23 protein-coding genes are annotated in these 22,759 nt (G+C 61.8%); 10 read left to right on the top strand and 13 right to left on the bottom strand.

Going from position 1 to position 22,759, the window contains the following annotated elements; all coding sequences use genetic code 11:
* Both M3N55_RS02330 and M3N55_RS02325 read right to left on the bottom strand, forming a co-directional pair.
* Entirely contained in the window at positions 1-468 is a 468-nt protein-coding gene (locus tag M3N55_RS02330; protein ID WP_249056015.1) for a hypothetical protein, read from the bottom strand.
* The gene (locus M3N55_RS02325) at positions 461-1,429 is read right to left on the bottom strand and encodes an aspartate carbamoyltransferase catalytic subunit (protein WP_249056013.1); all 969 of its coding nucleotides are present in this window, start codon (positions 1,427-1,429) and stop codon (positions 461-463) included. Before M3N55_RS02325 ends, M3N55_RS02330 begins: the two co-directional genes overlap by 8 nt.
* Positions 1,430-1,538: 109 nt before the next feature.
* Here M3N55_RS02325 and M3N55_RS02320 point away from each other — a divergent pair, with 109 nt between their 5' ends.
* From M3N55_RS02320 to M3N55_RS02305, 4 genes are all read left to right on the top strand, one after another.
* Positions 1,539-2,336: a uracil-DNA glycosylase gene (locus M3N55_RS02320; protein ID WP_249056578.1), complete on the top strand. Its 798-nt coding sequence runs from the start codon at positions 1,539-1,541 to the stop codon at positions 2,334-2,336.
* A complete protein-coding gene (gene moaB / locus M3N55_RS02315) occupies positions 2,333-2,875 on the top strand; it encodes a molybdenum cofactor biosynthesis protein B (RefSeq protein WP_249056012.1) in 543 nt (180 codons plus the stop codon). The genes M3N55_RS02320 and moaB overlap by 4 nt, the downstream gene beginning before the upstream one ends.
* 75 nt (positions 2,876-2,950) lie before the next feature.
* Positions 2,951-4,429: an efflux RND transporter periplasmic adaptor subunit gene (locus M3N55_RS02310; protein WP_249056010.1), complete on the top strand. Its 1,479-nt coding sequence runs from the start codon at positions 2,951-2,953 to the stop codon at positions 4,427-4,429.
* Between the two features lie 3 nt (positions 4,430-4,432).
* Positions 4,433-7,867 (top strand): efflux RND transporter permease subunit, encoded by a 3,435-nt coding sequence (locus M3N55_RS02305; RefSeq protein WP_249056008.1) that lies wholly within the window; start codon positions 4,433-4,435, stop codon positions 7,865-7,867.
* On the opposite strand, the gene M3N55_RS02300 is transcribed toward M3N55_RS02305, so the two are convergent.
* A complete protein-coding gene (locus M3N55_RS02300; protein WP_249056007.1) occupies positions 7,843-8,658 on the bottom strand; it encodes a protein-disulfide reductase DsbD domain-containing protein in 816 nt (271 codons plus the stop codon). The two genes, M3N55_RS02305 and M3N55_RS02300, sit on opposite strands and share 25 nt — an antisense overlap.
* Before the next feature lie 141 nt (positions 8,659-8,799).
* Here M3N55_RS02300 and M3N55_RS02295 point away from each other — a divergent pair, with 141 nt between their 5' ends.
* Together M3N55_RS02295 and M3N55_RS02290 are read left to right on the top strand one after the other, a co-directional pair.
* On the top strand, positions 8,800-9,393 hold the full coding sequence (locus tag M3N55_RS02295) for a YqgE/AlgH family protein (protein ID WP_249056005.1): 594 nt from the start codon (positions 8,800-8,802) through the stop codon (positions 9,391-9,393).
* A 60-nt stretch (positions 9,394-9,453) separates the two neighbouring features.
* The gene (locus tag M3N55_RS02290; RefSeq protein ID WP_249056003.1) at positions 9,454-10,011 is read left to right on the top strand and encodes an NYN domain-containing protein; all 558 of its coding nucleotides are present in this window, start codon (positions 9,454-9,456) and stop codon (positions 10,009-10,011) included.
* Here M3N55_RS02290 and paaZ read toward each other — a convergent pair.
* From paaZ to M3N55_RS02250, 8 genes are all read right to left on the bottom strand, one after another.
* Positions 10,008-12,059 (bottom strand): phenylacetic acid degradation bifunctional protein PaaZ, encoded by a 2,052-nt coding sequence (gene paaZ / locus M3N55_RS02285; protein ID WP_249056001.1) that lies wholly within the window; start codon positions 12,057-12,059, stop codon positions 10,008-10,010. The genes M3N55_RS02290 and paaZ overlap by 4 nt on opposite strands.
* 11 nt (positions 12,060-12,070) lie before the next feature.
* A complete protein-coding gene (locus M3N55_RS02280) occupies positions 12,071-13,138 on the bottom strand; it encodes a 2Fe-2S iron-sulfur cluster-binding protein (RefSeq protein WP_249055999.1) in 1,068 nt (355 codons plus the stop codon).
* Between the two features lie 10 nt (positions 13,139-13,148).
* On the bottom strand, positions 13,149-13,655 hold the full coding sequence (gene paaD / locus M3N55_RS02275; RefSeq protein ID WP_249055998.1) for a 1,2-phenylacetyl-CoA epoxidase subunit PaaD: 507 nt from the start codon (positions 13,653-13,655) through the stop codon (positions 13,149-13,151).
* Positions 13,649-14,419 (bottom strand): 1,2-phenylacetyl-CoA epoxidase subunit PaaC, encoded by a 771-nt coding sequence (paaC, locus tag M3N55_RS02270; RefSeq protein ID WP_249055996.1) that lies wholly within the window; start codon positions 14,417-14,419, stop codon positions 13,649-13,651. The genes paaD and paaC overlap by 7 nt, the downstream gene beginning before the upstream one ends.
* Positions 14,419-14,703 carry a 1,2-phenylacetyl-CoA epoxidase subunit PaaB gene (gene paaB, locus M3N55_RS02265; RefSeq protein ID WP_249055994.1) on the bottom strand — a complete coding sequence of 95 codons (285 nt, stop codon included), beginning with the start codon at positions 14,701-14,703 and terminating at the stop codon, positions 14,419-14,421. Before paaB ends, paaC begins: the two co-directional genes overlap by 1 nt.
* Before the next feature lie 71 nt (positions 14,704-14,774).
* Positions 14,775-15,752, bottom strand: coding sequence for a 1,2-phenylacetyl-CoA epoxidase subunit PaaA (paaA, locus tag M3N55_RS02260; protein ID WP_249055992.1), 978 nt, complete (start codon positions 15,750-15,752; stop codon positions 14,775-14,777).
* 15 nt (positions 15,753-15,767) lie between these two features.
* Positions 15,768-16,973: a 3-oxoadipyl-CoA thiolase gene (gene pcaF / locus M3N55_RS02255; protein WP_249055990.1), complete on the bottom strand. Its 1,206-nt coding sequence runs from the start codon at positions 16,971-16,973 to the stop codon at positions 15,768-15,770.
* Between the two features lie 98 nt (positions 16,974-17,071).
* Complete coding sequence (locus M3N55_RS02250) at positions 17,072-17,929, bottom strand: PaaX family transcriptional regulator (RefSeq protein ID WP_249055988.1); 858 nt, start codon at positions 17,927-17,929, stop codon at positions 17,072-17,074.
* Positions 17,930-18,119: 190 nt separating this feature from the next.
* On the opposite strand from M3N55_RS02250, the gene M3N55_RS02245 reads away from it, so the two are divergent.
* From M3N55_RS02245 to M3N55_RS02230, 4 genes are all read left to right on the top strand, one after another.
* On the top strand, positions 18,120-19,163 hold the full coding sequence (locus M3N55_RS02245) for a TRAP transporter substrate-binding protein (protein WP_249055983.1): 1,044 nt from the start codon (positions 18,120-18,122) through the stop codon (positions 19,161-19,163).
* Positions 19,164-19,238: 75 nt separating this feature from the next.
* Positions 19,239-19,823, top strand: coding sequence for a TRAP transporter small permease (locus tag M3N55_RS02240; protein ID WP_249055981.1), 585 nt, complete (start codon positions 19,239-19,241; stop codon positions 19,821-19,823).
* A complete protein-coding gene (locus tag M3N55_RS02235; protein WP_249055979.1) occupies positions 19,820-21,316 on the top strand; it encodes a TRAP transporter large permease in 1,497 nt (498 codons plus the stop codon). The genes M3N55_RS02240 and M3N55_RS02235 overlap by 4 nt, the downstream gene beginning before the upstream one ends.
* A 131-nt stretch (positions 21,317-21,447) precedes the next feature.
* Positions 21,448-21,600: a hypothetical protein gene (locus M3N55_RS02230; protein WP_249055977.1), complete on the top strand. Its 153-nt coding sequence runs from the start codon at positions 21,448-21,450 to the stop codon at positions 21,598-21,600.
* On the opposite strand, the gene M3N55_RS02225 is transcribed toward M3N55_RS02230, so the two are convergent.
* Both M3N55_RS02225 and rpmE read right to left on the bottom strand, forming a co-directional pair.
* A complete protein-coding gene (locus M3N55_RS02225) occupies positions 21,590-22,399 on the bottom strand; it encodes a division plane positioning ATPase MipZ (protein ID WP_249055973.1) in 810 nt (269 codons plus the stop codon). The genes M3N55_RS02230 and M3N55_RS02225 overlap by 11 nt on opposite strands.
* A gap of 129 nt (positions 22,400-22,528) precedes the next feature.
* On the bottom strand, positions 22,529-22,750 hold the full coding sequence (gene rpmE, locus M3N55_RS02220) for a 50S ribosomal protein L31 (protein WP_249055971.1): 222 nt from the start codon (positions 22,748-22,750) through the stop codon (positions 22,529-22,531).
* Positions 22,751-22,759: the final 9 nt, after the last annotated feature.

Below are 22,759 nucleotides of genomic sequence, written 5' to 3'. Positions count from 1 at the left end.
TTACACTTCCCTGCGCTTGGACCGTTTCAGGCGCGCGGCCTCTATGTCGGCCACCACCCGTTCGGCTCCGTCGATGTGCTTTATCAGGTATTTGTCGCCCGCCTTGGTGATGATCTGGATATCGCCCATCAGGCGGCGCACTTGCGTCAGTTCCAGCAAATACACGCTGCGCCCGCCCGGCCCGATCAGCCGCGCATTGGTCAACCGCCAGCGGAATTTCATCTGCTCGGTATACAGCCACGCGCCCCGCACAGCCAAGGCCAGCACTGCCCCCAGCGCGCCGATCGCGGCATAGGGCGACCCGATGGCCCACAGCACCACGCCCGCGCCGACCATGCCCAGCACTCCCAGAATACCGTGGTCGCGCCAGTAGCGTCCCTTGTCAGAGCGGATCTCGCGCAACAGCTTCTCGTCGGGTTCCAGCGGGATATCGTCCGTGTCGGGGCGCGATTCGATGGGTTCATTCATTGGCAATGCTCCGCAAGCGGTCGCGTTTACGGCGGCGGCGCAGGTTTTGCGCCAGCAGGTCCATCGCTGCCATGCGCACCGCGACGCCCATTTCCACCTGTTCCTGAATCACCGACCGGTTGATGTCATCGGCAATCGCACCGTCAATTTCCACGCCCCGGTTCATCGGGCCGGGATGCATGACGATGGCGTCATCCTTGGCATAAGCCAGTTTCTCGGCATCCAGCCCGTAGCGGTGGAAATACTCGCGTTCCGAGGGCACGAAACCGCCATCCATCCGCTCGCGTTGCAGGCGCAGCATCATGACCACATCGGCACCTTCAAGCCCGGCCTTCATGTCGTCGAACACCTCGACGCCGAACTCTTCGACGCCCTTTGGCATCAGCGTTCCGGGGCCGACAAGGCGCACGCGGTTTTCCATCTTGCCCAGCAGAATCAGGTTCGAACGCGCCACCCGACTATGGGCAATGTCACCGCAAATGGCGACGGTCAGGCGGTGCAGCCGCCCCTTGGCACGGCGGATGGTCAGCGCATCCAAAAGCGCCTGCGTGGGGTGTTCATGCCTGCCGTCGCCCGCGTTCAGTACCGCGCAGTTCACCTTTTGCGCGAGCAGGTCCACCGCGCCGGAATTGCCGTGCCGCACCACCAGCAGATCAGGGTGCATGGCGTTCAGCGTGAGCGCGGTATCGATGAGCGTTTCGCCCTTTTTCAGGCTGGATTGCGCCATGGACATGTTCATCACATCCGCACCTAGACGCTTGCCCGCCAACTCGAAACTGGCCTGTGTGCGGGTCGAATTCTCGAAGAACATGTTGATCTGGGTCATCCCCTCCAGCGCGCGGCCATGCTTTTCGGCGCTGCGGTTCAGAGCGACATAGTCCTGTGCCAGATCAAGCAGTGTCGTGATCTCGACCGGGTGCAGATGTTCGATCCCCAGCAGGTGATCTTGGGTAAAGGTCATGGGGCACTCGCGCTTTGGGTCAGCGCCACGGGTATAGAAACCCTGCCACCATGCGGCAAGGGTAAACCGTGTGCTTTCCCTTGGGGCGCGGGCACGCTACCTGTTGCACATGGAATCGGTTTGGCAAGACGACTGGCATCTGGCGCGCGCCTATCTGGCGTGGCAGGCAGAGCTTGGCGCGACGGATGCGATTTGCGATGCGCCGGTCAATCGCTGTGACTTGCCTGCGAAGCTGACCAAACCAAGCGCACCGCCCCCTGCCGCGCAAGCCGCCCCGGTTGCAGCAGAACCGCAGGTGGACCCGGTGGCACAGGCGCAAGCTATGGCGCAGGCGGCGGGCGATCTGGACGCGCTGCAAGCCGCCATGGGTGCCTATGAGCATTGCGAGTTGAAGCGCGGCGCGCGCAATCTGGTGTTTTGTGATGGCCAACCCGGCGCGCGCGTCATGATCGTGGGCGAAGCGCCGGGCCGCGAAGAAGACCGCGTCGGCAAGCCCTTTGTCGGTGAAGCCGGGCAAATGCTGGACCGCATGTTCGCGGCCATCGGCATGGGGCGTGACACCCCCGACCCGGCCCGCGCGATTTATATCACCAACGTTCTGCCATGGCGTCCGCCGCAGAACCGCGACCCCTCGACAGAGGAACGCGCGATGATGCGGCCCTTCGTGTTGCGCCATATTGAACTCGCGGCCCCGGATATTCTTATCCTGATGGGGCGCGTCTCGGCGGGCACCGTGCTGGAGCGCGACGTGCGGATCACCAAGGAGAGGGGCGAATGGGCGCGTGTTCTGGGCCGCCCGACGATCCCCATGCTGCACCCCGCCTACCTGCTGCGCAACCCCGCCGCCAAACGCGAGGCGTGGGCTGATCTATTATCACTCCAAGCCAAGCTGAGAGAGCTGACATGAGCCGCATCGACCCCGATAAACCGTTTTTACCCGTGCGTTTCGCGGTGCTGACCGTGTCCGACACGCGCGCGCTGGCGGATGACCGTTCGGGCGACACTCTGGCCGCGCGCATCGAGGGTGCGGGCCATGTGCTGGCGGCGCGCGATATTGTCCGTGATGAACGCGCGCAGATTGCCGCGAAGCTGCGCGACTGGTGTGCTGATGATGGCATTGATGCGATCCTGACCACCGGCGGCACCGGTCTGACGGGTCGCGATGTCACGGTCGAGGCGCATCGCGACGTGTATGAAAAAGAGATAGAGGCGTTCGGGACGGTGTTCACGATTGTCTCGATGGAGAAGATCGGCACATCGGCCATCCAGTCGCGGGCTTGCGCGGGGGTGGCGCAGGGCACTTACCTGTTCGCGTTGCCCGGATCGCCCGGTGCCTGCAAGGACGCCTGGGACGAAATCCTGTCCAAACAATTCGATTTCCGCCACCGCCCCTGTAACTTTGTCGAGATTTTTCCCCGTCTGGACGAACATTTGCGACGGAAATGATGGGCTGCGGCGTTATAGCGGGTTGAACCATCTGCGCGCGCGGCGCGTATAGGGTGTAGCAAACTTGGAGTAGCCATGCGTTTTCTAACCCGCAGCCTGTTGGGGCTGTTCTTGGCCGCTGTGTCTGTTTCGGCCTTGGTCTATGCCGGGGCGACATTGGTCGGCGCCATTCAAAGCCGGGCCGAAGAAGCTGGCGGGCGTGGCGGCGAAGCGCGCGAGCGGGTCTTTACAGTGCGCGCTGTGACCGTAACGCCGGGGCAGGTTGAACCGGTGTTGTCAGCCTTTGGCGAAGTGCGCAGCCAGCGCACGCTGGAACTGCGCGCACCGGTCGGCGGACAAATCATAGAGCTGGGTGAAGGTGTCGAGGACGGGGCAGAGGTGACGGCCGGGCAGGTCTTGTTCCGGGTAGACCCGGCGGATGCCGAAGCGGCGCTTGCCATTGCGCAAAGCGATCTTGCCCGTGCCGAGGCCGAATTGCGCGAAGCAGAACGCGCCCTGACCCTTGCTGCCGAAGATGTGGCAGCCACGCAGGCGCAATTCGATCTGCGCGCCCGTGCGTTGGAGCGGCGCGTCGGGCTGACCGAACGCGGCGTGGCAACCGAAGCGGCGCTGGAAGAATCGGAATTGGCGGTTGCCTCTGCCCGACAGGCGCTTGTGGGGCGCAAGCAAGCCCAAGCCAGTGCCGAAGCGCGTGCCGATCAGGCTGCCACGGCGTTGGACCGCCAAAAGATCACCGTCTCAGAGGCCGCGCGGCGCTTGGCGGACACAACGGTGCGCGCGGGTATTTCCGGCACCTTGGCCGATGTCGCCTTGGTCGAAGGGCGGCTTGTGAATACGAGCGAGCAACTGGCCCGCATCATCGACCCTGCCGCCTTGGAAGTATCTGTGCGGGTATCGACCGCGCAGTATCTGCGGTTGATTGATGAAGACGGACGCTTGCGCGATGCAGGCGCTCAGGTCGCTTTGGAAGTGGCCGGCTATGAGATTTCGTCGCCCGGTCGTCTGGTGCGGGCTTCGGCCACGGTGGCCACGGGGCAAAGCGGGCGCGAGGTGTTTGTCGAACTCGCCAATCCGCGCGGTTTTCGGCCCGGCGATTTCGTGACTGTGCGCTTGTCCGAACCAGCGCTGGACCGTGTGGCCTTGTTGCCCGCAAGGGCCATTACCGCGGGTGGCGAGGTTCTGGTCATTGGCGAAGATAACCGTTTGAGCGCCCGGCCCGCCCGCGTGTTGCGCCGGCAGGGCGACGATGTGATCGTGGAGGTGGGCACGCTTGCCGGGGCAGAGATCGTGCGCGAAGTTGGCCCGATGCTGGGGGCAGGTATTCTGGTGCGCCCGTTGCGTCAGAATGCCGAGGGCCAGATACAGCCTGACGAGCCTGAGATGGTCATGCTGGACCCGGAACGCCGCGCGCGTCTGATCGCGCAGGTTGAAGGCAACGCACGCATGCCAGAACAGGTCCGCGCGCGGCTTATCACGCAACTTTCGCAAGACAGCGTTCCAGCGCAAACGCTGGAACGGTTGGAAAATGGCGGTGGTCCGCGCCAAGGGGGCTAAGCCATGAGCGCAGAGCAAAATTCGCATCGTAAGCGTCTGGCGGTTCAGGCCGTGGGCATATTCCGCTATTTCACCCGGCACAAGACCGCCGCCAACCTGCTGTTGGTCATCATGGTCGTGCTTGGGCTGGCCGCCATTCCGCAGATGCGGGCGCAGTTCTTCCCCGATGTTGTGGTCGACAATATTCGTGTCGATATCCCTTGGCCGGGTGCCGGGGCCGAAGATATTGACCGCGCGGTTGTGGAACTGGTCAGCCCGGCGCTGCAAGCTGTCGAGGGTGTGACAGAGGTCAGCGCCGAATCGCGCGAAGGCCGCGCCAGTTTCACGCTGGAGTTTGAGACCGGCTGGGACATGTCGCGCGCAAATAATGATGTGCAGGATGCGATTGATGCGGTGTCGAACCTGCCAGAGGATGTGGAAGACCCGCAAACCCGTCGGTCCAACTGGTCCGACCGTGTCACCAACGTGGTGGTCAGTGGCCCTGTCGCCACCGAGCAACTTGCCCGATTTGCTGATGAGTTTGCGGCCCGTCTGTATGATGCCGGGATTACTCGGACCATTGTGCGTGGCGTGGCCAGTGCAGAGGTCATGGTCGAGGTTTCCAGCCGCAACCTGATCGAGCATGACGTGACCATGGCCGAGATCGCGCAGGCCATCGCCCGAACTGTCAGCACCGACCCGACAGGCGATGTGGCGTCGGGCGCCGCGCGCGTGCGCACCGGGGTGGAACGCCGCTCTGCCACCGAAATCGCGCAGGTTGCCTTACGCACCCGGCCCGATGGGTCCGTTCTGACCGTGGGCGATATTGCCCGCGTTGAAAAAAGCGACATCAGCCGCGACCGCGCGTTTTTCGTGGGCCCCGACCCTGCGATCACGCTGCGCGTGGACCGCTCGCAACAAGGCGATGCGATTGCCATTCAGGCGCAGGTGGCCGAGATCGCGGCGCAGATGAACCGCAGTTTGCCTGAAGGGACAAGCATAGAGCTGGTATCCACCCGCGCCGAGTTCATCTCTGGCCGCATCAACCTGCTTGTAACGAATGCGCTTATGGGCCTTGGTCTGGTCGTGCTTCTGCTGTTCCTGTTCCTGAATGCGCGCACCGCGTTCTGGGTCGCGGCAGGTATTCCGGCGGCAATGATGGCGGCTATAGCGGGCATGTATCTGCTGGGTCTCAGCTTTAACATGATCTCGCTTTTCGCGCTGATTATCACGCTGGGGATTGTGGTCGATGACGCCATTGTGGTGGGCGAACACGCCGATTACCGCGCGCGCGAATTGGGCGAAACCCCGGCACAAGCGGCGGAAAACGCAGCAACCCGCATGGCGCAGCCGGTATTCGCCGCAACCGTGACCACGGTTCTGGCCTTTGGCGCGCTGATTTTGGTTGGCGGCCGTTTTGGCACGCTGATCGCGGATATTCCGTTGACTGTGATCGCGGTGCTTATCGCGTCACTGGTCGAGTGTTTCCTGATCCTACCGAACCACATGGCGCATTCTATCGCGGCGGGCCTGAAGAAAAGCTGGTATGACTGGCCCTCGCGGCAGGTCAACAAAGGCTTTCGCTGGGTGCGCGAGAAAGCGTTCCGCCCGCTGATGCAACTGGTCATCACGGCACGCTACCCGGTTCTGGCCGGGCTGGTGGCGCTTCTGGCTGTGCAATCGGCCAACCTTGTGCGGGGCGATCTGCCGTTCCGGTTTTTCAACCCGCCTGAACAAGGCTCGATCACCGGCAATATCGTGATGAATGACGGCGCCACCCGCGCCGATACGATCGAGATGCTGCGCGAGTTGCAGCGCGCCTCGGATGAACTGGCCGCACAGATAGAGACGGAAAGCGGGATCAACCCGATTACCTTCGCCATGGTTGAAGTGGGGGGCAATGCAGGCCGACCGCTGGCCAGCGCCGAGAACAAGGATGGCGACCTTTTGGGCGGTATTTCCATCGACCTCGTCGATGCCGATCTGCGCCCGATTTCCAGCTTTGCTTTTGCGTCGCAGCTTCAGGACATGGTCACGCGCCACCCGCAGCTAGAGGAATTCAGCTTCCGATCCTGGGGCTCTGGCCCCGGCGGGGATGGCGTATCGGTAGACTTGGCGGGCGGCGATGCGGAAACCCTGAAAGCCGCATCCGAAGCCCTGCGCGCCGCACTTGCCCCCTATCCGGAAATCACCGGGCTGGATGACAATCTGCCTTATGACAAGCCCGAACTGGTGCTGGAGCTGACCCCGCAGGGTCAGGCGTTGGGCTTTACCATCGACAGCCTTGCGCGTGATCTGCGCAACCGACTGACGGGGATAGAGGCCGCGACCTTCCCCGACGGCTTGCGCACGGGCCGCGTGCGGGTGGAACTGCCGGAAACCGAGCGCGCAGCCGATTTTCTGGACAGTATGCAGATGCGCTCGCCCAGCGGGAACTATGTGCTGTTGGGTGACATAGTGTCGGTGCAAGAACGCCAGGGCTTCAGCCGGGTGCTGCGCGAAAACGGCGCGCGGGTTGTCACCGTATCGGGCGATTTGTCGGAAGATGACCCGGCCCGCGCGCGCGAGGTCACTCTGGCGCTGGAAAACCAGATCCTGCCAGCGCTGGAAGCCGATTTTGGCATTGCAACACGGCTGTCGGGGCAGGCCGAGCAGGAACGCGATTTCCTGACGGATGCGTCCATCGGCCTTGGTCTGTGCCTGATCCTGATTTACCTCACTCTGGCATGGGTATTCTCTAGCTGGATGCGCCCCTTTGTGGTGATGGCGGTCATTCCCTTCGGCCTGATCGGGGTGATCTATGGCCACATGTCATGGGACATGGCGATGTCGATGTTCTCTATCGTCGGGATCATGGGGATGGCAGGGATCATCATCAATGATTCCATCGTGCTGGTGACGACCGTGGACCAATATGCGCGTGATCGGGGGCTGCTTCCGTCTATTGTGGATGCAGCTTGCGACCGTTTGCGCCCGGTTATCCTGACCACGCTGACCACCGTTCTGGGCCTTATGCCGCTGCTGTTCGAGACATCGACCCAAGCTGCGTTTCTGAAACCCACGGTCATTACGCTGGTTTATGGGCTTGGTTTTGGCATGATTATCGTGCTTTTGCTGGTCCCGGCACTTCTGGCCATCGGGCATGATGTGCGGCGGCTGTTTACCTCGCTGTCGCGGGCGATGACACAGCCTCAAGGTGGGGTTGCGCAACTGCCCCGACTGGCCGCGCTGGCGGTTGCGGGCTGGTTGGCCGCGACGTTGGGTTGGACTGTCTGGCAGGGCGCGCTTCCGGCTGTGCTGGGTGGGCTTGCGTCCGGGTTCGGTGACAACCCGCTGCGTGCGGCTATGGTGCTGGCTATTGGCGGCACGGCGGCCTTGCTGGTCATACTTTGGCTGGCAGGCGCGGTGGCTGTTGTTCTGGCAACCCGCCGCTCTCAGCGCGCCACTGCGCAGCCTTGATGCTCGAACGTGCCATCGGGTGTAATCAGGGTCATCCGAATGGTGCTGCGGTCGATGGCGGCGGTTTCGCCCTTCCGTGCGCGCAATATGGCCTGACCGGTCAACTGCCCCCCGGCGCGCAGTGAGGGCAGGTTTTGAACACGCCAAGAACTGCCGGGTATTTCCAGCAGGATGTATTCTTCGCCGGGCTGCTGGGGGATCGTCCAATGCGCGCTCAACTGCATACCTTTGCGGGCAGGTTGAAAGTCGCATTGCAGGTCGGACAGGCCCGCCGCGCGTGCTGTCGAGGGCCGACGCTCCAGCGATTGGCTGATCGTGCGGTCGGGCGCGCCACGCCCGTCCAGCGTGGCGGCAAATTCCATATCCACCGGAATGCATACATCGTCGCAAACACCAATGTTCAGGGCTGCGCGCAGATCAATCGGGCGATCGGTTTGGGTGGGTGTCAGTTCCAACGGCAGCACAAGTTCATCCGCATACCCGATGCTCAGATACCCCGCCTTGGTAAACAAGCGCGGTGCGGGCCAATGCAACCGCGCGCCCGCCAGATTCCCCGAACCCGACAGGTCAAGCCGCGGCGCGATGCCGCTTTCGCCCGGATGGCGCCAATAGGTGATCCAGTCGCGTGCCAGCCGCAGGTGCAGCGCGGCCATGATCGTGCCTTGCTCGGTGCGCCAGCCGGGACGGATTTCGGCCGCCACAATATCGGATGGGCGCGGCACTTGCGCATGGGCCGCGCTGCTGGCCCAGAGGCTTGCGCCAAGGAGCGCGCTGGCTATGGTTTTCATCATGGACATTTGCTTTTCATCCCCGGTCTGGGTGTAGATTGAAAGTCACATTTAGGCGAGAGTGCCGTGTCGTGGCTCAAAGGCTGCAACAGAAGCCATGACAAGGGCTATGCAAGCCCCCGGCCTCTGGGGCATGTTGGCAGTATGACAGACGCGGACAGCCTTAGCGGAACTTTGTTAATCGCCATGCCGGGAATGCCCGATCAGAGGTTCTCGCATGCGGTGGTGTTTTTATGCGCGCATTCCGAGGAAGGTGCGATGGGCCTGATTTTGAACAAGCCCGTGCCCGATCTGAATTTTGGCGCGCTCCTGAAAACGCTCGATGTGCCGATGCAAGGCGCGCATAGCGGCTTGGGCGATGCGCCTGCGCAAGCCAATGACCCGGTTTATTATGGTGGTCCGGTCGAGACCTCTCGTGGGTTCGTATTGCACACACCCGACGTATTCTTGACCGATAGTAGCCTGAGCGTGACTGAATTTGCGTCGCTCAGCACCTCTATGGATATTCTGGCGCAGGTTGCGCGCGGGCAGGGACCGGCAGAGGTGCGCTTGGCCCTTGGCTATTCAGGCTGGGGCGCGGGACAGCTGGAAGACGAGCTGCGCGCCGGCGGCTGGCTGACCTGCCCGGCCGATCCGGGTTTGTTATATGGCACGATGCCGGAACGCCTTTGGCTAGCCGCGTTGGACAAGATTGGGGTGGACCCCAGATTGCTATCCTCTAAATCGGGACGAGCATAATCTTGCCATAATTCGGGCCTAGCTTTGCGCAACCCAAAGTTGCCAAGGTCTACCTTAACCATGTCCCTGATTGATTTTACCGCCCTTGTCTCAGAGCACCGGCTTGCTGTCGCAGGCGTAGGCGCTCTTATCCTTATTGCGCTTCGCCTGATGCTGCGTTCACCGCGGCGCAAGTCGGGATGGCGGCCCGCAAAAGGCGCGCGTTTTATTCTGGTCGATGGGTCCAACGTGATGCATTGGCGCGACAACACCCCTGACATCGAACCCGTGCGCGAGGTGATCGCCAGCCTCAAAGCTCAAGGCTTTACCCCCGGCGTGGTGTTCGATGCCAATGCGGGCTACAAGCTGGAAGGGCGCTATCGCAACCACTACAAGCTAGCGCGCCGCATTGGCTTGCCGCATGAACAGGTCATGGTTGTGCCAAGGGGCGAACCCGCCGACCCAATGATCCTGCGCGTCGCGCGCGATTATGGCGGGCGCGTGCTGTCGCAAGATCGCTTCCGCGACTGGGAAGCGGAGTTTCCCGAATTGCGACGCCCCGATTTCCGGGTGCGCGGCGGGTATGATCGGGGCAAGCTCTGGCTGGACCTGAAAACACGGGTGGCTCAGGCGGCTTAGCCTTTCCATTCCTTCGCCACCATGGTCAGCACATCATATTGCGCGACAAGGCTGCCATCCTGCTTTGTCACTTCGCAGTCCCAGCGCACTTCGCCGTAATCGGCATCGGCGCGGGGGTTGATCGCCTTGCAGGTTAACGTCACGCCAAGCGCATCGCCGGGGTAAACCGGCGTCAGGAAGCGAAGATTGTCTATGCCGTAATTGGCCAGAACAGGGCCGGGATCAGGCTGCACGAACAAGCCCGCCGCGAAAGACACGATCAGGTAGCCATGTGCAACGCGTCCGTCAAAGAAAGGGTTCGCACGCGCGGCGTCCTCGTCCATATGGGCATAGAACGTGTCGCCGGTGAAGCTGGCGAAATGCTCGATATCGGCCAAGGTAATCTCGCGCTGCTCGGTCACAATGCGGTCGCCCAACCGAAGTTCTGCCAGCGATTTGCGGAACGGGTGCGTGCCGTCATGGCTATTCGCGCCCTTGGTCCATTCGCCGGTGACAGCCGCCAGCAGGCGCGGCGTGCCCTGCACGGCGCTGCGTTGCATATAGTGGTGCAAACCGCGCATCCCGCCCAGTTCTTCGCCCCCGCCAGCGCGACCGGGGCCGCCATGCACCAGCATCGGCAGGGGCGAGCCATGCCCCGTAGACGACTTGGCGCTGTCGCGGTTGCCGATCATCACCCGGCCATGGAAGGGCGCAAGCCCCAGCACGATTTCCTCTGCCACCTCTGGTGCGTTGGTGAACAGCGACGACACCAGCGACCCTTTCCCAAGCGCCGCAATCTCAATCGCCTGATCGGGGCTGTCATAAGGCAGAAGCGTGGCGACCGGGCCAAAGGCTTCGACCTCGTGGACTGCGTGGGCCGCCAGCGGCTGGTCAGCATATAGCAACACCGGGTTCAGGAACGCGCCGCGTTCGGCATCGCCCGACGCCACGCGCACCGCATCCGGGTTCCCCGCAACAATCTCTGCCCCTGCTTGCAACCGGGCAATCGCCGCGCGCACATCATCGCGCTGGGCTAGGCTGGCAAGCGCGCCCATGCGCGTGGCCTTGTCACCGGGCAAGCCCACCGCCACCTCTGCCATACGCGCGGCCAGTGCATCGCGCACCGCGCCCGTTTGCGCGCGCGGAATGATGACGCGGCGGATTGCGGTGCATTTCTGCCCGGCCTTGGCGGTCATCTCGCGCATCACCTCGCGGATGAACAGATCGAATTCGGGCGTGTCGGGTGTTGCATCCGGCCCAAGGATGCAGGCGTTCAGGCTGTCGGCCTCCATCGTGAAACGGGTGGAATTGCCAATAATCTCGGGATGCGCTTTCAGCATCTGCCCGGTCGCCGCAGACCCGGTAAATGTGACAACATCCTGCCCCGTCATATGGTCCAACATGTCGCCCACGCTGCCGCAGACCAGTTGCAAAGCACCTTCGGGCAACAGCCCCGTCGCCAGTATGCGCCGCACGACCAATTCGGTAAGGTAAGCAGTCTGGCTTGCGGGTTTCACGATGGCGGGCATCCCGGCCAGAAGGTTCGGCGCCAACTTTTCCAACATGCCCCAGACCGGGAAGTTGAACGCGTTGATATGCACCGCGACCCCGCGTAAGGGCGTCAGGATGTGGCGGGCCGAAAAGCTGTTATCGGGTGACAGCGCCTCTGTGAGGCCATCGGTTAAAACGCGGCTATTGGGCAATTCGCGCCGCGCTTTTGATGCGTAGTTCAGCAGCGTGCCGATACCGCCATCAATGTCGATCCAGCCATCCTTGGGCGTGGCCCCGGTGGCCAGCGACAGGGCGTGGAAATCATCCTTCTGCTCCAGCAGCGCCAGCCCGATCGCTTTCAGCATCAACGCGCGTTCATGCACCGTCATGGCCCGCAACGCGGCCCCGGCGCGGCGACCATGCGCCAAAGCCTCGGCCATGTCCAAGCCGCTGGCGTCAATCTCTGCCACAACTGCGCCGGTGGCTGCATCCAGCAGCGGTTTACAAGCGCCGCGCCCGTCGCGCCATGCGCCGCACAGGTAGCTTTGCAGCCGCATCGGTTGGCTTGCGTCCAGCATGGCCGTTCCTTTCAGGTGTCGTAGCTTAGCACCAGCCGGTCACTGATCGGGGTGCATTGGCAGGTCAGCACATAGCCCGCGCGCACTTCGTAATCTTCCAGCGCGTGGTTCACGGCCATCTCTGCCGCGCCTTCCAGCACCTTGGCGCGGCATGTGGAACACACGCCCGCTGTGCAGGAAAACGGCGCATCCAGATTGGCCCCAAGGGCAGCTTCCAGAACGGTCGTGCCATCCATCGGCAGCTCAAGGTTGCGTGTCGTGCCGTCCAGCGTGACAGACAGCGCACAGGTTTTGCCCGTGTTATCGCGTGTGGTTGCGGCGGGCTTTGCCGCGCGCCCCGGTTGTGCTGCGCCAAACAGCTCATATTTGATCTGCGCGTCATTCAATCCGTGGTCACGCAAAACTCCAGCAATGGTCTGCATCAACGCCTCTGGCCCGCAAATGAAGGCGGTATGCACGCCCGTAAGGTCAATCCACTGCGTGAACAGCTTGTCCAGCTTGGCCGTATCCAGCCGACCGGTGAACAGTTCAATCTCTTGCGCGTCCTGCCCCAGAATATGCAGCACCGAAAGACGGCTCAGATACTGATCTTTCAAATCCTCCAACTCGCCCCGGAACATGATCGAAGCTATCCGCCGATTGGCGTAAACCAGCGTGACCCGCGCTTCGGGTTCGCGCGTCAATACCGTGCGGATGATGGACAGGATCGGCGTGATCCCCGACCCGGCGGCGAACATCAGGTAGTGCCGCCCTTCTTCTGGTGCGAGCGGGGTGTAGAACTTGCCCTGCGGTGGCATCGCCTCCAGCACATCGCCGGGTTTTAGCGCGGTATTGGCCCAAGTGCTGAACGCGCCGCCTTCGACCCGTTTTATCCCCACACGCAGCGCGCCGTCATCCAGCCCGGCACAGATGGAGTAAGAGCGCCGCAATTCCTGCCCCTCGAAATCGCGCCGAAAGGTCAGGTATTGGCCCTGTGTGAAGCGGAACGCCTCCTCATTTTCAGGCGTTAACGTCACGACCACACTGTCATGGGTGTCGCGCGCAATATCGGTCACGGTCAGGGGGTGGAAACGGCTCATTCGCGTGTCCTCAGATGCATTTGAAATAATCGAACGGCTCTAAGCAGTCGCGGCACTGATACGCCGCTTTGCATGGTGTAGAGCCGTGTTGGCTGACCTTCTGCGTGGCCTCTGACCCGCAACGCGGGCAGGCGACGACAACGGCCCTGCCAGTCAATCGGTTAACCCGGCCTGCGACAACGCCCGTGGCCCCGGTGCCGTCCACCGGGGGCGCAATCCCGTAAGCGCGCAGTTTGTCGCGCGCAGCGTCGGTTAGCCAGTCGGTGGTCCATGGCGGCGACAGCCTTTGTTCCATCCGCACCTGCGCGACACCCTTTTCCCGCAAGGCGCGCTCAATCTCGAAATTGATGACCGACGTCGCAGGGCAGCCCGAATAGGTTGGCGTGACGGTTACGACAACCGCATCCCCCTCCAGCACCACATCGCGCACAATGCCCAATTCGGTGACGGAAATCACAGGGATCTCCGGGTCTGGCACCTTTGCCAGCCATTCCCAGATTTGCGCTTTATCTACCATGTTGCGTCCGGGTAAGCGCGCGGCAGGAATTGCATGGTTGCCAGCATGTGCCCCAGATGTTCCGAATGCTGACCCTGCTTGCCGCCCTTATGCATGAAGCCGCCGTCAGGAATGGCCAGCGTCGCCTCTGCCAGAACATCGCGCACCAGCCCGTCCCATGTGGCCTGCAACCCGACCAAATCGGGCATGATCCCGGCGTCTGCCAGCGCCGTATCGGTCGCGTCTGGCGTCATCATCTCGCCGGTATAGGGCCAAAGCGTGTCTAGCGCGACCTGCATGCGCGCATGGCTTTCATCGGACCCATCGCCCAGCCGGATCACCAGATCAGCGGACCGTTCCAGATGATATGCCACCTCTTTTCCGGCCTTGGCGGCAATCTCTGCCACACGCGCATCACGCGATTGCGCCAATCCCGTCAGCATTGGCTGGTGCCATGCGTCGAACAGGAATTGCCGCATCAGGGTGTGGCCAAAATCACCATTCGGGCGTTCGACCAGCAGCAGGTTGCGAAACTCCCAGACATCGCGGTGAAAGGCCAAGGCATCTGCGTTGCGCGCCTTGCCCTCCATCTCGCCCGCCAGCCCCAGCCACATTTGGGTCTGGCCAATCAGGTCCAGCGCCGTATTGGCCAGTGCAATATCCTCTTCCAGAACTGGTGCGTGCCCGCACCATTCCGACACCCGGTGCCCCAGCACCAGCGTGCTGTCGCCCAAGCGGCACAACCCCGCGAACAAGGCCGCGTCCATATCCACCACAGCGCCCATCACATATGTCCAATTTCGTCAGGGATGTCGAAAAAGCTCGGGTGGCGGTAAACCTTGTCCTGCGACGGCTCGAACATCGGGCCTTTCTCGGACGGGCTGGAGGCCGTGATCGCCGAAGACGGCACCACCCAGATGCTCACTCCCTCATTGCGGCGGGTATACACATCGCGCGCATGGCGCATCGCCAACTCCGCATCGGGCGCGTGCAGGCTGCCAACATGCCGGTGGTTCAGACCATGCTGACCACGAATGAAAATCTCCCAAAGGGGCCATTCCGCAGACATCGCTTTACCCTTTCATCCTTGCAAAAATATCCTGGGGGTAGGCCGCAGGCCGTAGGGGGCAAAGCCCCCTGTCATTCGGCAGCAATTGGCGCAGACCGCTGTTTTGCCGCATGCGCCATCAATCCATCGCGCACCCAAGCACCATCGTCCCATGCCTTTTGCCGCGCGGCCAGGCGTTCGGCATTGCAAGGGCCGTTACCTTTCAGCACCTCGAAAAACTCGGTCCAGTCGGGTTCGCTGAAATCATAGCCGCCCTTTTCTGCGTTCCAGCGCAGGTCCGGGTCGGGCACGGTCAGGCCCAGATATTCGGCTTGCGGCACGGTCTGGTCGACGAATTTCTGCCGCAGCTCGTCATTGGTGTTCATCTTGATCTTCCACGCCATGCTTTGCGCGGAATGGACCGAATCCTTGTCGGACGGACCGAACATCATCAGGCTGGGATACCAGAAGCGGTTCAGCGCATCCTGCGCCATGTGGCGCTGCGCTTTGGTGCCATTCGCCATCTTGCGCATGATGTCGAAACCCTGCCGCTGGTGAAAGCTCTCTTCCTTGCAGATGCGGATCATCGCGCGGCTATAAGGGCCAAAACTGGTGCGTTGCAATGGCACCTGATTCATGATCGCCGCGCCATCCACCAGCCAGCCGACGGCGCCGATATCGGCCCAGGTCAGCGTCGGATAATTGAAGATCGAGGAATATTTCATCTTCCCGGCCAGCAGCGCCTCGGTCAGCTCGTCGCGTGACACGCCCAGCGTTTCGGCGGCGCAATAGAGGTATAGCCCGTGGCCCGCCTCATCCTGCACCTTGGCCAGCAGGATCGCCTTACGCTCCAAGGTGGGCGCGCGGGTGATCCAGTTGCCCTCGGGCAATTGCCCGACGATTTCGGAATGCGCGTGCTGGCCGATCTGGCGGATCAGCGTTTTGCGGTAGCCTTCGGGCATCCATTCCTTGGGCTCGATCTTTTCGCCCGCGTCGATCCGCGCCTGAAACGCAGCAAGCGCCTCTGGGTCGTCTTGCGTCGCCTCGGATTTCACCATCTGTGCATACATCTCGGCTCTCCTACTTCAGACACGTTCCAATATCAGCGCCACACCTTGCCCCACGCCCACGCACATGGTGCACAAAGCAAAGCGCCCTTTGCGGCGCTGCAATTCCCAGACAGCAGTCGCCACCATCCGCGCGCCGCTTGCGCCCAGCGGATGGCCCATAGCAATCGCGCCGCCATTGGGGTTCACATGCGGGACGTCATCGGGCAGGCCCAAGTCGCGCAACACGGCCAAGCCTTGGGCGGCGAAGGCTTCGTTCAATTCGATCACATCCATATCTGCAATGGTCAGCCCCGCAAGCGCCAACACCTTGCGCACCGCTGGGACCGGGCCAATGCCCATCCCGCGCGGCGCGACGCCAGCGGCGGCGCAGGCCAGGACGCGGGCGCGCGGGGTCAGGCCGTTGGCCTGTGCCGCCGCCTCTGACGCCAGCAGCAACCCTGCCGCGCCATCATTCACGCCGCTTGCATTGCCCGCCGTGACCGTCAGCTCTGGCCCGTTGATCCCGCGCAGTTTGGCCAGCCCTTCGGGTGTCGTATCAGGGCGTGGGTGTTCGTCGCGGTCGATGACGAGCACCGCGCCTTTGCGCTGCGGCACTTCAACCGTGCATAGCTCATCGGCAAAGCGCCCGGCATCCTGCGCCGCTGCCCAGCGCGCTTGCGAGCGCAGCGCGAAGGCGTCTTGATCGGCGCGTGACACGTTATAGTCGGCGGCCACGTTATCGGCGGTTTCCGGCATGGAATGCGTGCCATGCGCCGCGTCCATCTTTGGGTTGATGAACCGCCAGCCAATCGTTGTGTCGTAGACGGTATTCGCGCGCGAAAACGCGGCAGTCGCTTTGGGCATGACAAAGGGCGCGCGGCTCATGGATTCGACGCCACCCGCCAGCATCAGCGCGCAATCGCCTGCGCGGATGGCGCGCGCGGCCATGCCCACGGCATCCAGCCCCGACGCGCAGAGGCGGTTTACGGTTATTCCCGGCACATCCACCGGCAAATCGGCCAGAAGCGCAGCCATGCGCGCGACGTTGCGGTTGTCTTCCCCTGCCTGATTCGCGCAGCCGAGGATCACATCATCCACCGCAGCCCAATCAACCTGCATGTTGCGGGCGACCAAAGCGCGCAATGGAATCGCGGCCAGATCATCGGCCCGGACAGAAGATAATGCGCCACCGTAACGGCCAATGGGCGTGCGTTGCGCATCGCAGATGAAAGCGTGGGTCATCCGGCCCCTCCCAAGGCGCGATTGGTCACTCATCCATTATCATAACCCAAACATGTCACAAAATGAAGAGAAAATGTATTTCTTTTGTGCCGCTTTCGTCAAATCAAGCCGCAAGGCCCGGTCTGCAATGCCGCATGGCGTCCGGCAAGCACTTGGTCGCGGCGCGCAGCTTGCCCGTCATCCAGCGTCAGAATGGCGCGGGCGTGTTGTTCTGCCGCTGGGCACAGCGCAAGGTATCTTTGCCCGAAGGCTGTTCTTGCGTCCGGCTCTGGATGTCCTTGCGGCAACAGATGCGCGGGCAGGCGCGGCGCGCGCAGGGCAATCTTGCGCCAGGCATGGGTCAGGACCAAACGAGCCTGAAGGGCCGTTTTGGGATCTGGGATGGCTAAGGTCGTCATTGCCTGAGCAAGGTTCAGGAAGCCGTTGCAGTCTTGGGCGAGCGTATCGAGCGGGTAGACCTGCGCCAACATTGCGGACAAGTCGCTGCCCGACCCGTCGGCATAGGCGGTGAAGGCAACGGACCCGTCCGGCACCTCTGTACGCGCGGGGCCAAAGCCAAGCTGGGCAGAGATCGCCGCCATGCCAAGCCGCTCCAGCAAGTCTGGCGTATGCCCGCCCGGAAAGAACAGGAAGCGCCATGGCCGGTCCTGTGGCGCGGTATAGATGACTTGGGCCGCGCGCTCGAATTCTTCTTGCGCGTTTGGGCTTAAGGCATAGTAGCTGCGCCGCCCCCGGCGGGTTCCGATCAGTTGGCCTGCCGCCACAAGCCGCGAGACAGATGTTCGAACCAAAGTCTCGCTGATGCCCAGTTCGGCGCAGAGGTCGATCAGATGGCCGATCCATAATTCGCCGCCGCCGGGAAAGGCCACATCGCCGAACACGGTCACAATGAATGCGCCGGACCGTAGCGGGCAAAGTGCCTGGAGTTCGTCGAGACGGGTTATTCGGTCCGGCATGGGAACCCCCTGTAATTCCATTTGGTCAGAGTGCCGCCCCGTGGCAAACTGCGCAAGGGGATGGACGGAAGAGCAGCAGTCGCAGGCGTAAAATCAACCGCTCGGTCGAAAAAACACTAGCGCGAATGGCTGTCTTGTGCTTTCAAATTGATAGTTGCTAATGCAACATTATACACGGGAGGAGAAATTCATGACCTATCGCAGAACCCTGCTTGGGCTGATCGGCGGCGCTTTGGTCGGGGCCGCGAGCTTTGGCGCGGCACCCGCATTGGCGCAGGACGTCACGCTTCGGCTGCATCATTTCCTGTCTGCCCAAGCCAATGTGCCAACGCATATTCTGGATGTCTGGGCCGATAATGTCGAAGTCGCCAGCGACGGCCGCATCAAGGTTGACCGCTTCCCCAGCATGCAGTTGGGTGGCACGCCGGGCGAGCTTTATGACCAAGCCGCATCCGGCACCGCCGATGTGATCTGGACCGTGGTTGGTCTGACGCCGGGCCGATTCCCCAGCACAGAAGTCTTTGAACTGCCTTTCATGGTCAGCGATGCCCGCGCGGCGAGCTATGCCTATTGGAAGATGTATGAAGAAGCGATGCAGGAAGAGTTTTCCGATGTGAAGATGATCGGAACATGGGTTCACGGCCCCGGCGTGATTCATTCCGCCGACCCGGTTGAGCAGCCTTCTGACCTTGCCGGCATGAAGCTGCGTGGTCCGTCGCGCCTGACTGTGCAATTGCTGGAAAGCCTGGGGGCAACGCCTGTGGGTATGCCCATTGCACAATCGCCAGAAGCTATCTCTAAGGGTGTGATCGACGGTGCAGTCATGCCATGGGAAGTTGCGCCATCGCTGCGCATCCCGGAACTGGTGGAAAACCACACAGAGTTCGAAGGCAACATGCTGTATACCGTGACCTTCGTTCTTGCCATGAACCAAGCGCGTTATGACGGCCTGCCCGATGACCTGAAAGCGGTGATCGACGACAATTCGGGGCTGGAATTCTCTGTGTTTGCTGGGGGCACTCAGCAGGATTACGATGCGCCTGGCCGCGAAATGGCCGAAGAAATGGGCAACAACATCATCACCATCGGCGCCGATGCGGTTTCCAACTGGGTTGATCTGTCCGCACCAATCTACGAGCGTTGGATTGCCGATATGGCCGCACGTGGCAAAGACGGGCAGGCCATGATCGACCGGGCGCGCGAATTGATGGCCGAATACGCCGCGACGAACTGAGTCGACAATGACATGGAGGGGGCGCGCGTATCGGCGCGCCCTTTTCCACGCAGAGTCCGGGAATAGATCACGTTGATGCACCGATTCATCTTTGCACTGGCACGCGGCATGGCGCTTCTGGGAGGCGCGGTTCTGGCGGCATTGGTTGTCATGACCTGCATCTCAATTCTGGGGCGGCAAGTGAATTCGCTGATGCACATGGATGCCATCCAAGCGCTGGCACCGGGTTTTGCGTCATGGGCACTCGGCGCTGGGATCGGCCCAATCTTCGGGGATTACGAGATTACCGAGATGGGCATGGCGTTTGCGCTGTTTTGCTTTCTGCCGCTGTGCCAGTTGACCGTTGGTCACGCGCGGGTCGACGTGTTCACGTCGTTCCTGGGCCCGCAAAGCAACCGTATCCTGCGCATGCTGACAGAGATTGCGCTGGCCGGAGCACTGGTGCTGATTGCGTGGCGCTTGCAGGTGGCGACACAGGCACGGCTTGGCTCTGGCCAGACGACCTATCTGCTGGAATGGCCGGTCTGGTGGGCCTATGCAGCGTCCAGCGTGGCCGCTTGGGCCGGTGTTGTCGTCGCGGTCTATATGGTCTGGGTGCGGTTCATCGAAGTGACGCGCGGCAAAGACATTATCGGTGACGGCGGGGAGGCCGAACATTGAGCGACATCGCCATCGGCATCCTGTCTTTTCCCGCCCTTCTGGCGCTGATCTTCCTGCGCGTGCCGATTGGGCTTGCCATGTTCCTGATCGGGCTGTTTGGGCTGATCTGGGTGACGGGCGGCTCGCTTGTGCCGCTGGCACGGCTGGAAACCGAAACCTTCACCACCTTTGCCAGCTATTCCCTCAGCATCATCCCGATGTTCCTGCTGATGGGGCATTTCGCCACTTTGGGTGGGATGAGCCAGGCACTCTTTCAGGCGGCGGCGGGCTTTCTGGGCCACCGCAAGGGCGGGGTCGCCATGGCCGCGATCGGGTCCAGCGCGGGGTTCGGCGCAATCTGTGGCAGTTCGCTCGCCACGGCCGCCACCATGAGCCGCGTGGCCCTGCCGGAACTGAAACGCTACGGCTATGCGGGCGGGTTTTCCACGGCCACGCTGGCGGCGGGCGGCACCTTGGGCATTCTGATCCCGCCCTCGGTTGTGCTTGTGATCTATGCCATCCTGACCGAACAGAACATTGCCAAGCTGTTTCTGGCTGCGTTCATCCCCGGCATCATGGCGGCGATCGGTTATGTCATCGTCATCTCGATCTATGTGCGTGTGAACCCGGAATCGGCAGGGCTGCGCCCACCAATGCCCTGGGCCGAACGCTTCGCGGCGCTGGTCAAGATATGGCCTGTCTTGCTGGTCTTTGGCCTTGTCGTTGGCGGGATATATGCGGGCTGGTTCACGCCCACCGAAGGGGCGGCTGTGGGCGCGTTTGGCACCGGGCTGATCGCGTGGTTTAATGGCGGGTTGACACGGGCAACGCTTGCCGAAAGCTTTGTTGTGACGGCGCGGGCAAGCGCGATGATCTTTTTCATTATCTTCGGTGCGGCGTTTTACAATGGGTTCCTGGCGCTGACGCAGCTGCCCCAAAGCATTGCCGAATTTGTTGGGTCACAAGGCTATTCACCTTTCATGGTGCTGCTGATTATTCTGTGCTTTTACCTGATCCTGGGCTGCGTCATGGACAGCCTGTCGATGATCCTGCTGACCATCCCGATCTTCTGGCCGGTGATGATGGAGTTGGATTTCAACTTTATCAGCATGGCCGAACTGCACGCGATGCGCGCGGCCGAAGCATTCCGTGCAGGTGTGGACCTTGCGCCCGAAATGCTGCGAAGTATCGAGGATGCGCTGGCGGCGGGGGCTGAACTGACCCGTGAGCAGACCCGCGCCCTGGGTCTGCGCCGGGTGAACTCGCTGGCATTGGAGCGCGCCAATCTGGAACTGGTCGCCATCTGGTTCGGCATTCTGGTGTTGATCGTGGTCGAGGTCGGGCTGATTACTCCGCCGGTTGGGATGAACCTGTTCGTCATCAACGCGATGGACCCGAAAACCAGGATCACAGATACCTATCGTGCGGTGTTGCCATTTGTCGCCTCTGACCTGATCCGCGTGGCGATATTGGTGGCGTTTCCGGCGATCACCTACTTCCTGATTGCGGTATGATACATGCTACAGGTTGCAGATGGGTGCCGTAAAATCACCCAAAAGGGGACCGTAAATACCCAAACTGTGCCGTATTTCTGCCCCGGCACGTAATCATGGTTAAGGCATCATAAAAAATTGAGGCAGTTACCATGAAACCGACCATACAGACCCCCCGCCCATCATTGGCTCTGGAAGCGATCCTGTCCATCAAGGGCATGCCGCGCCGCCTGAGCGACCGTTACACTGCGCTGGAACTGGAACGCGATGAAGCTCTTCCCAAGCGCGGCCATATCAGACACTGACCACCACGTCGGGCAGATCAAGCGCGGCCAAAAGGTCGCGCACCTCTTGCCGTGCGGCGATATGGGACATGGTCATCGTCTCGCTACCGACATCTTTCAAGTCCAGCAATGTCAGGCCTTTGGGGAACAATTCGCGAAAGATCACCCGCTCGCTGAAACCGGGTGCAATGCGGAACCCGATGCGCTTGGCCAACTGCTCCAACGCGGCGCCCACCTTTCGTTTGTTGTGCATCGCGGTGGTGCCCAGACGGTTGCGCAGCACGATCCAGTCCAGCGGGCGCATTCCCGCTTCGGCCCGCGTTTGCCGTGCTTTCCAGACCATTTCGGAATAGATTGACGGAGCCAGAACACGGCCCGTATCGGGATCGGTCCGGGCCAGCAGGTCGAAATCGATGAAGCTGTCATTTATGGGCGTAATCAGCGTGTTCGCGACCGAATGGGCAAATTGGCTGTAACGTGTGTGCGACCCTGGACAGTCGATCAGCAGGAAATCGAACTGGTCCTGAACCTGTTCCAGCACCGCGCTCATCCTCGCATCTGCCAGATTCACTCCCTCGGGCAGGCTGGCCGCGTCTATTTCGGGTAACGCCATAAAAACCGGGCAGGGCAGGTCATGCGCGCCCTTCGCCATGAAACTGCGCCGGTTTTCAATATAGCGACCAAAACTAAGCTGGCGCAGGTCCAGATCCATCGCCGCCACGCGCCACCCCATTCGGGCCAACGCGACCGACACATGCATCGACATGGTCGATTTTCCTGATCCGCCCTTTTCGTTGCCGATGGTGATAATATGCGTCACGTCTGGTCCCCGCTTGTTCGGAAGGCACATCTATGCCGGGCGAGGGGCGGGCGCAAGCGGACGGCGCGGCCAGCAAAAAGGGCACAAAGGCCAGTGCCCTTGCGCCCCAATTTCTGCGTTCGGTTGGGTTCAGAAACCCAGACCGGCGTATTTGTTCTTGAACTTCGACACACGGCCACCTGCATCCATCAGGCGGGTGTTGCCGCCGGTCCAGGCCGGGTGCACCGTGGGGTCAATATCCAGCGACAGGGTGTCGCCTTCAGCGCCCCAGGTCGATTTCATCTGGATAACCGTGCCATCGGTCATCTTGACGTTGATCGTGTGGTATTCGGGATGCGTATCAGCTTTCATGGTCGCGCT

Origin of the sequence: Roseinatronobacter domitianus, from assembly GCF_023336755.1 — a bacterium.
Taxonomy (GTDB): Bacteria; Pseudomonadota; Alphaproteobacteria; order Rhodobacterales; family Rhodobacteraceae; genus Roseinatronobacter; species Roseinatronobacter domitianus.
This window is presented reverse-complemented; position numbering and strand designations above follow the sequence as displayed.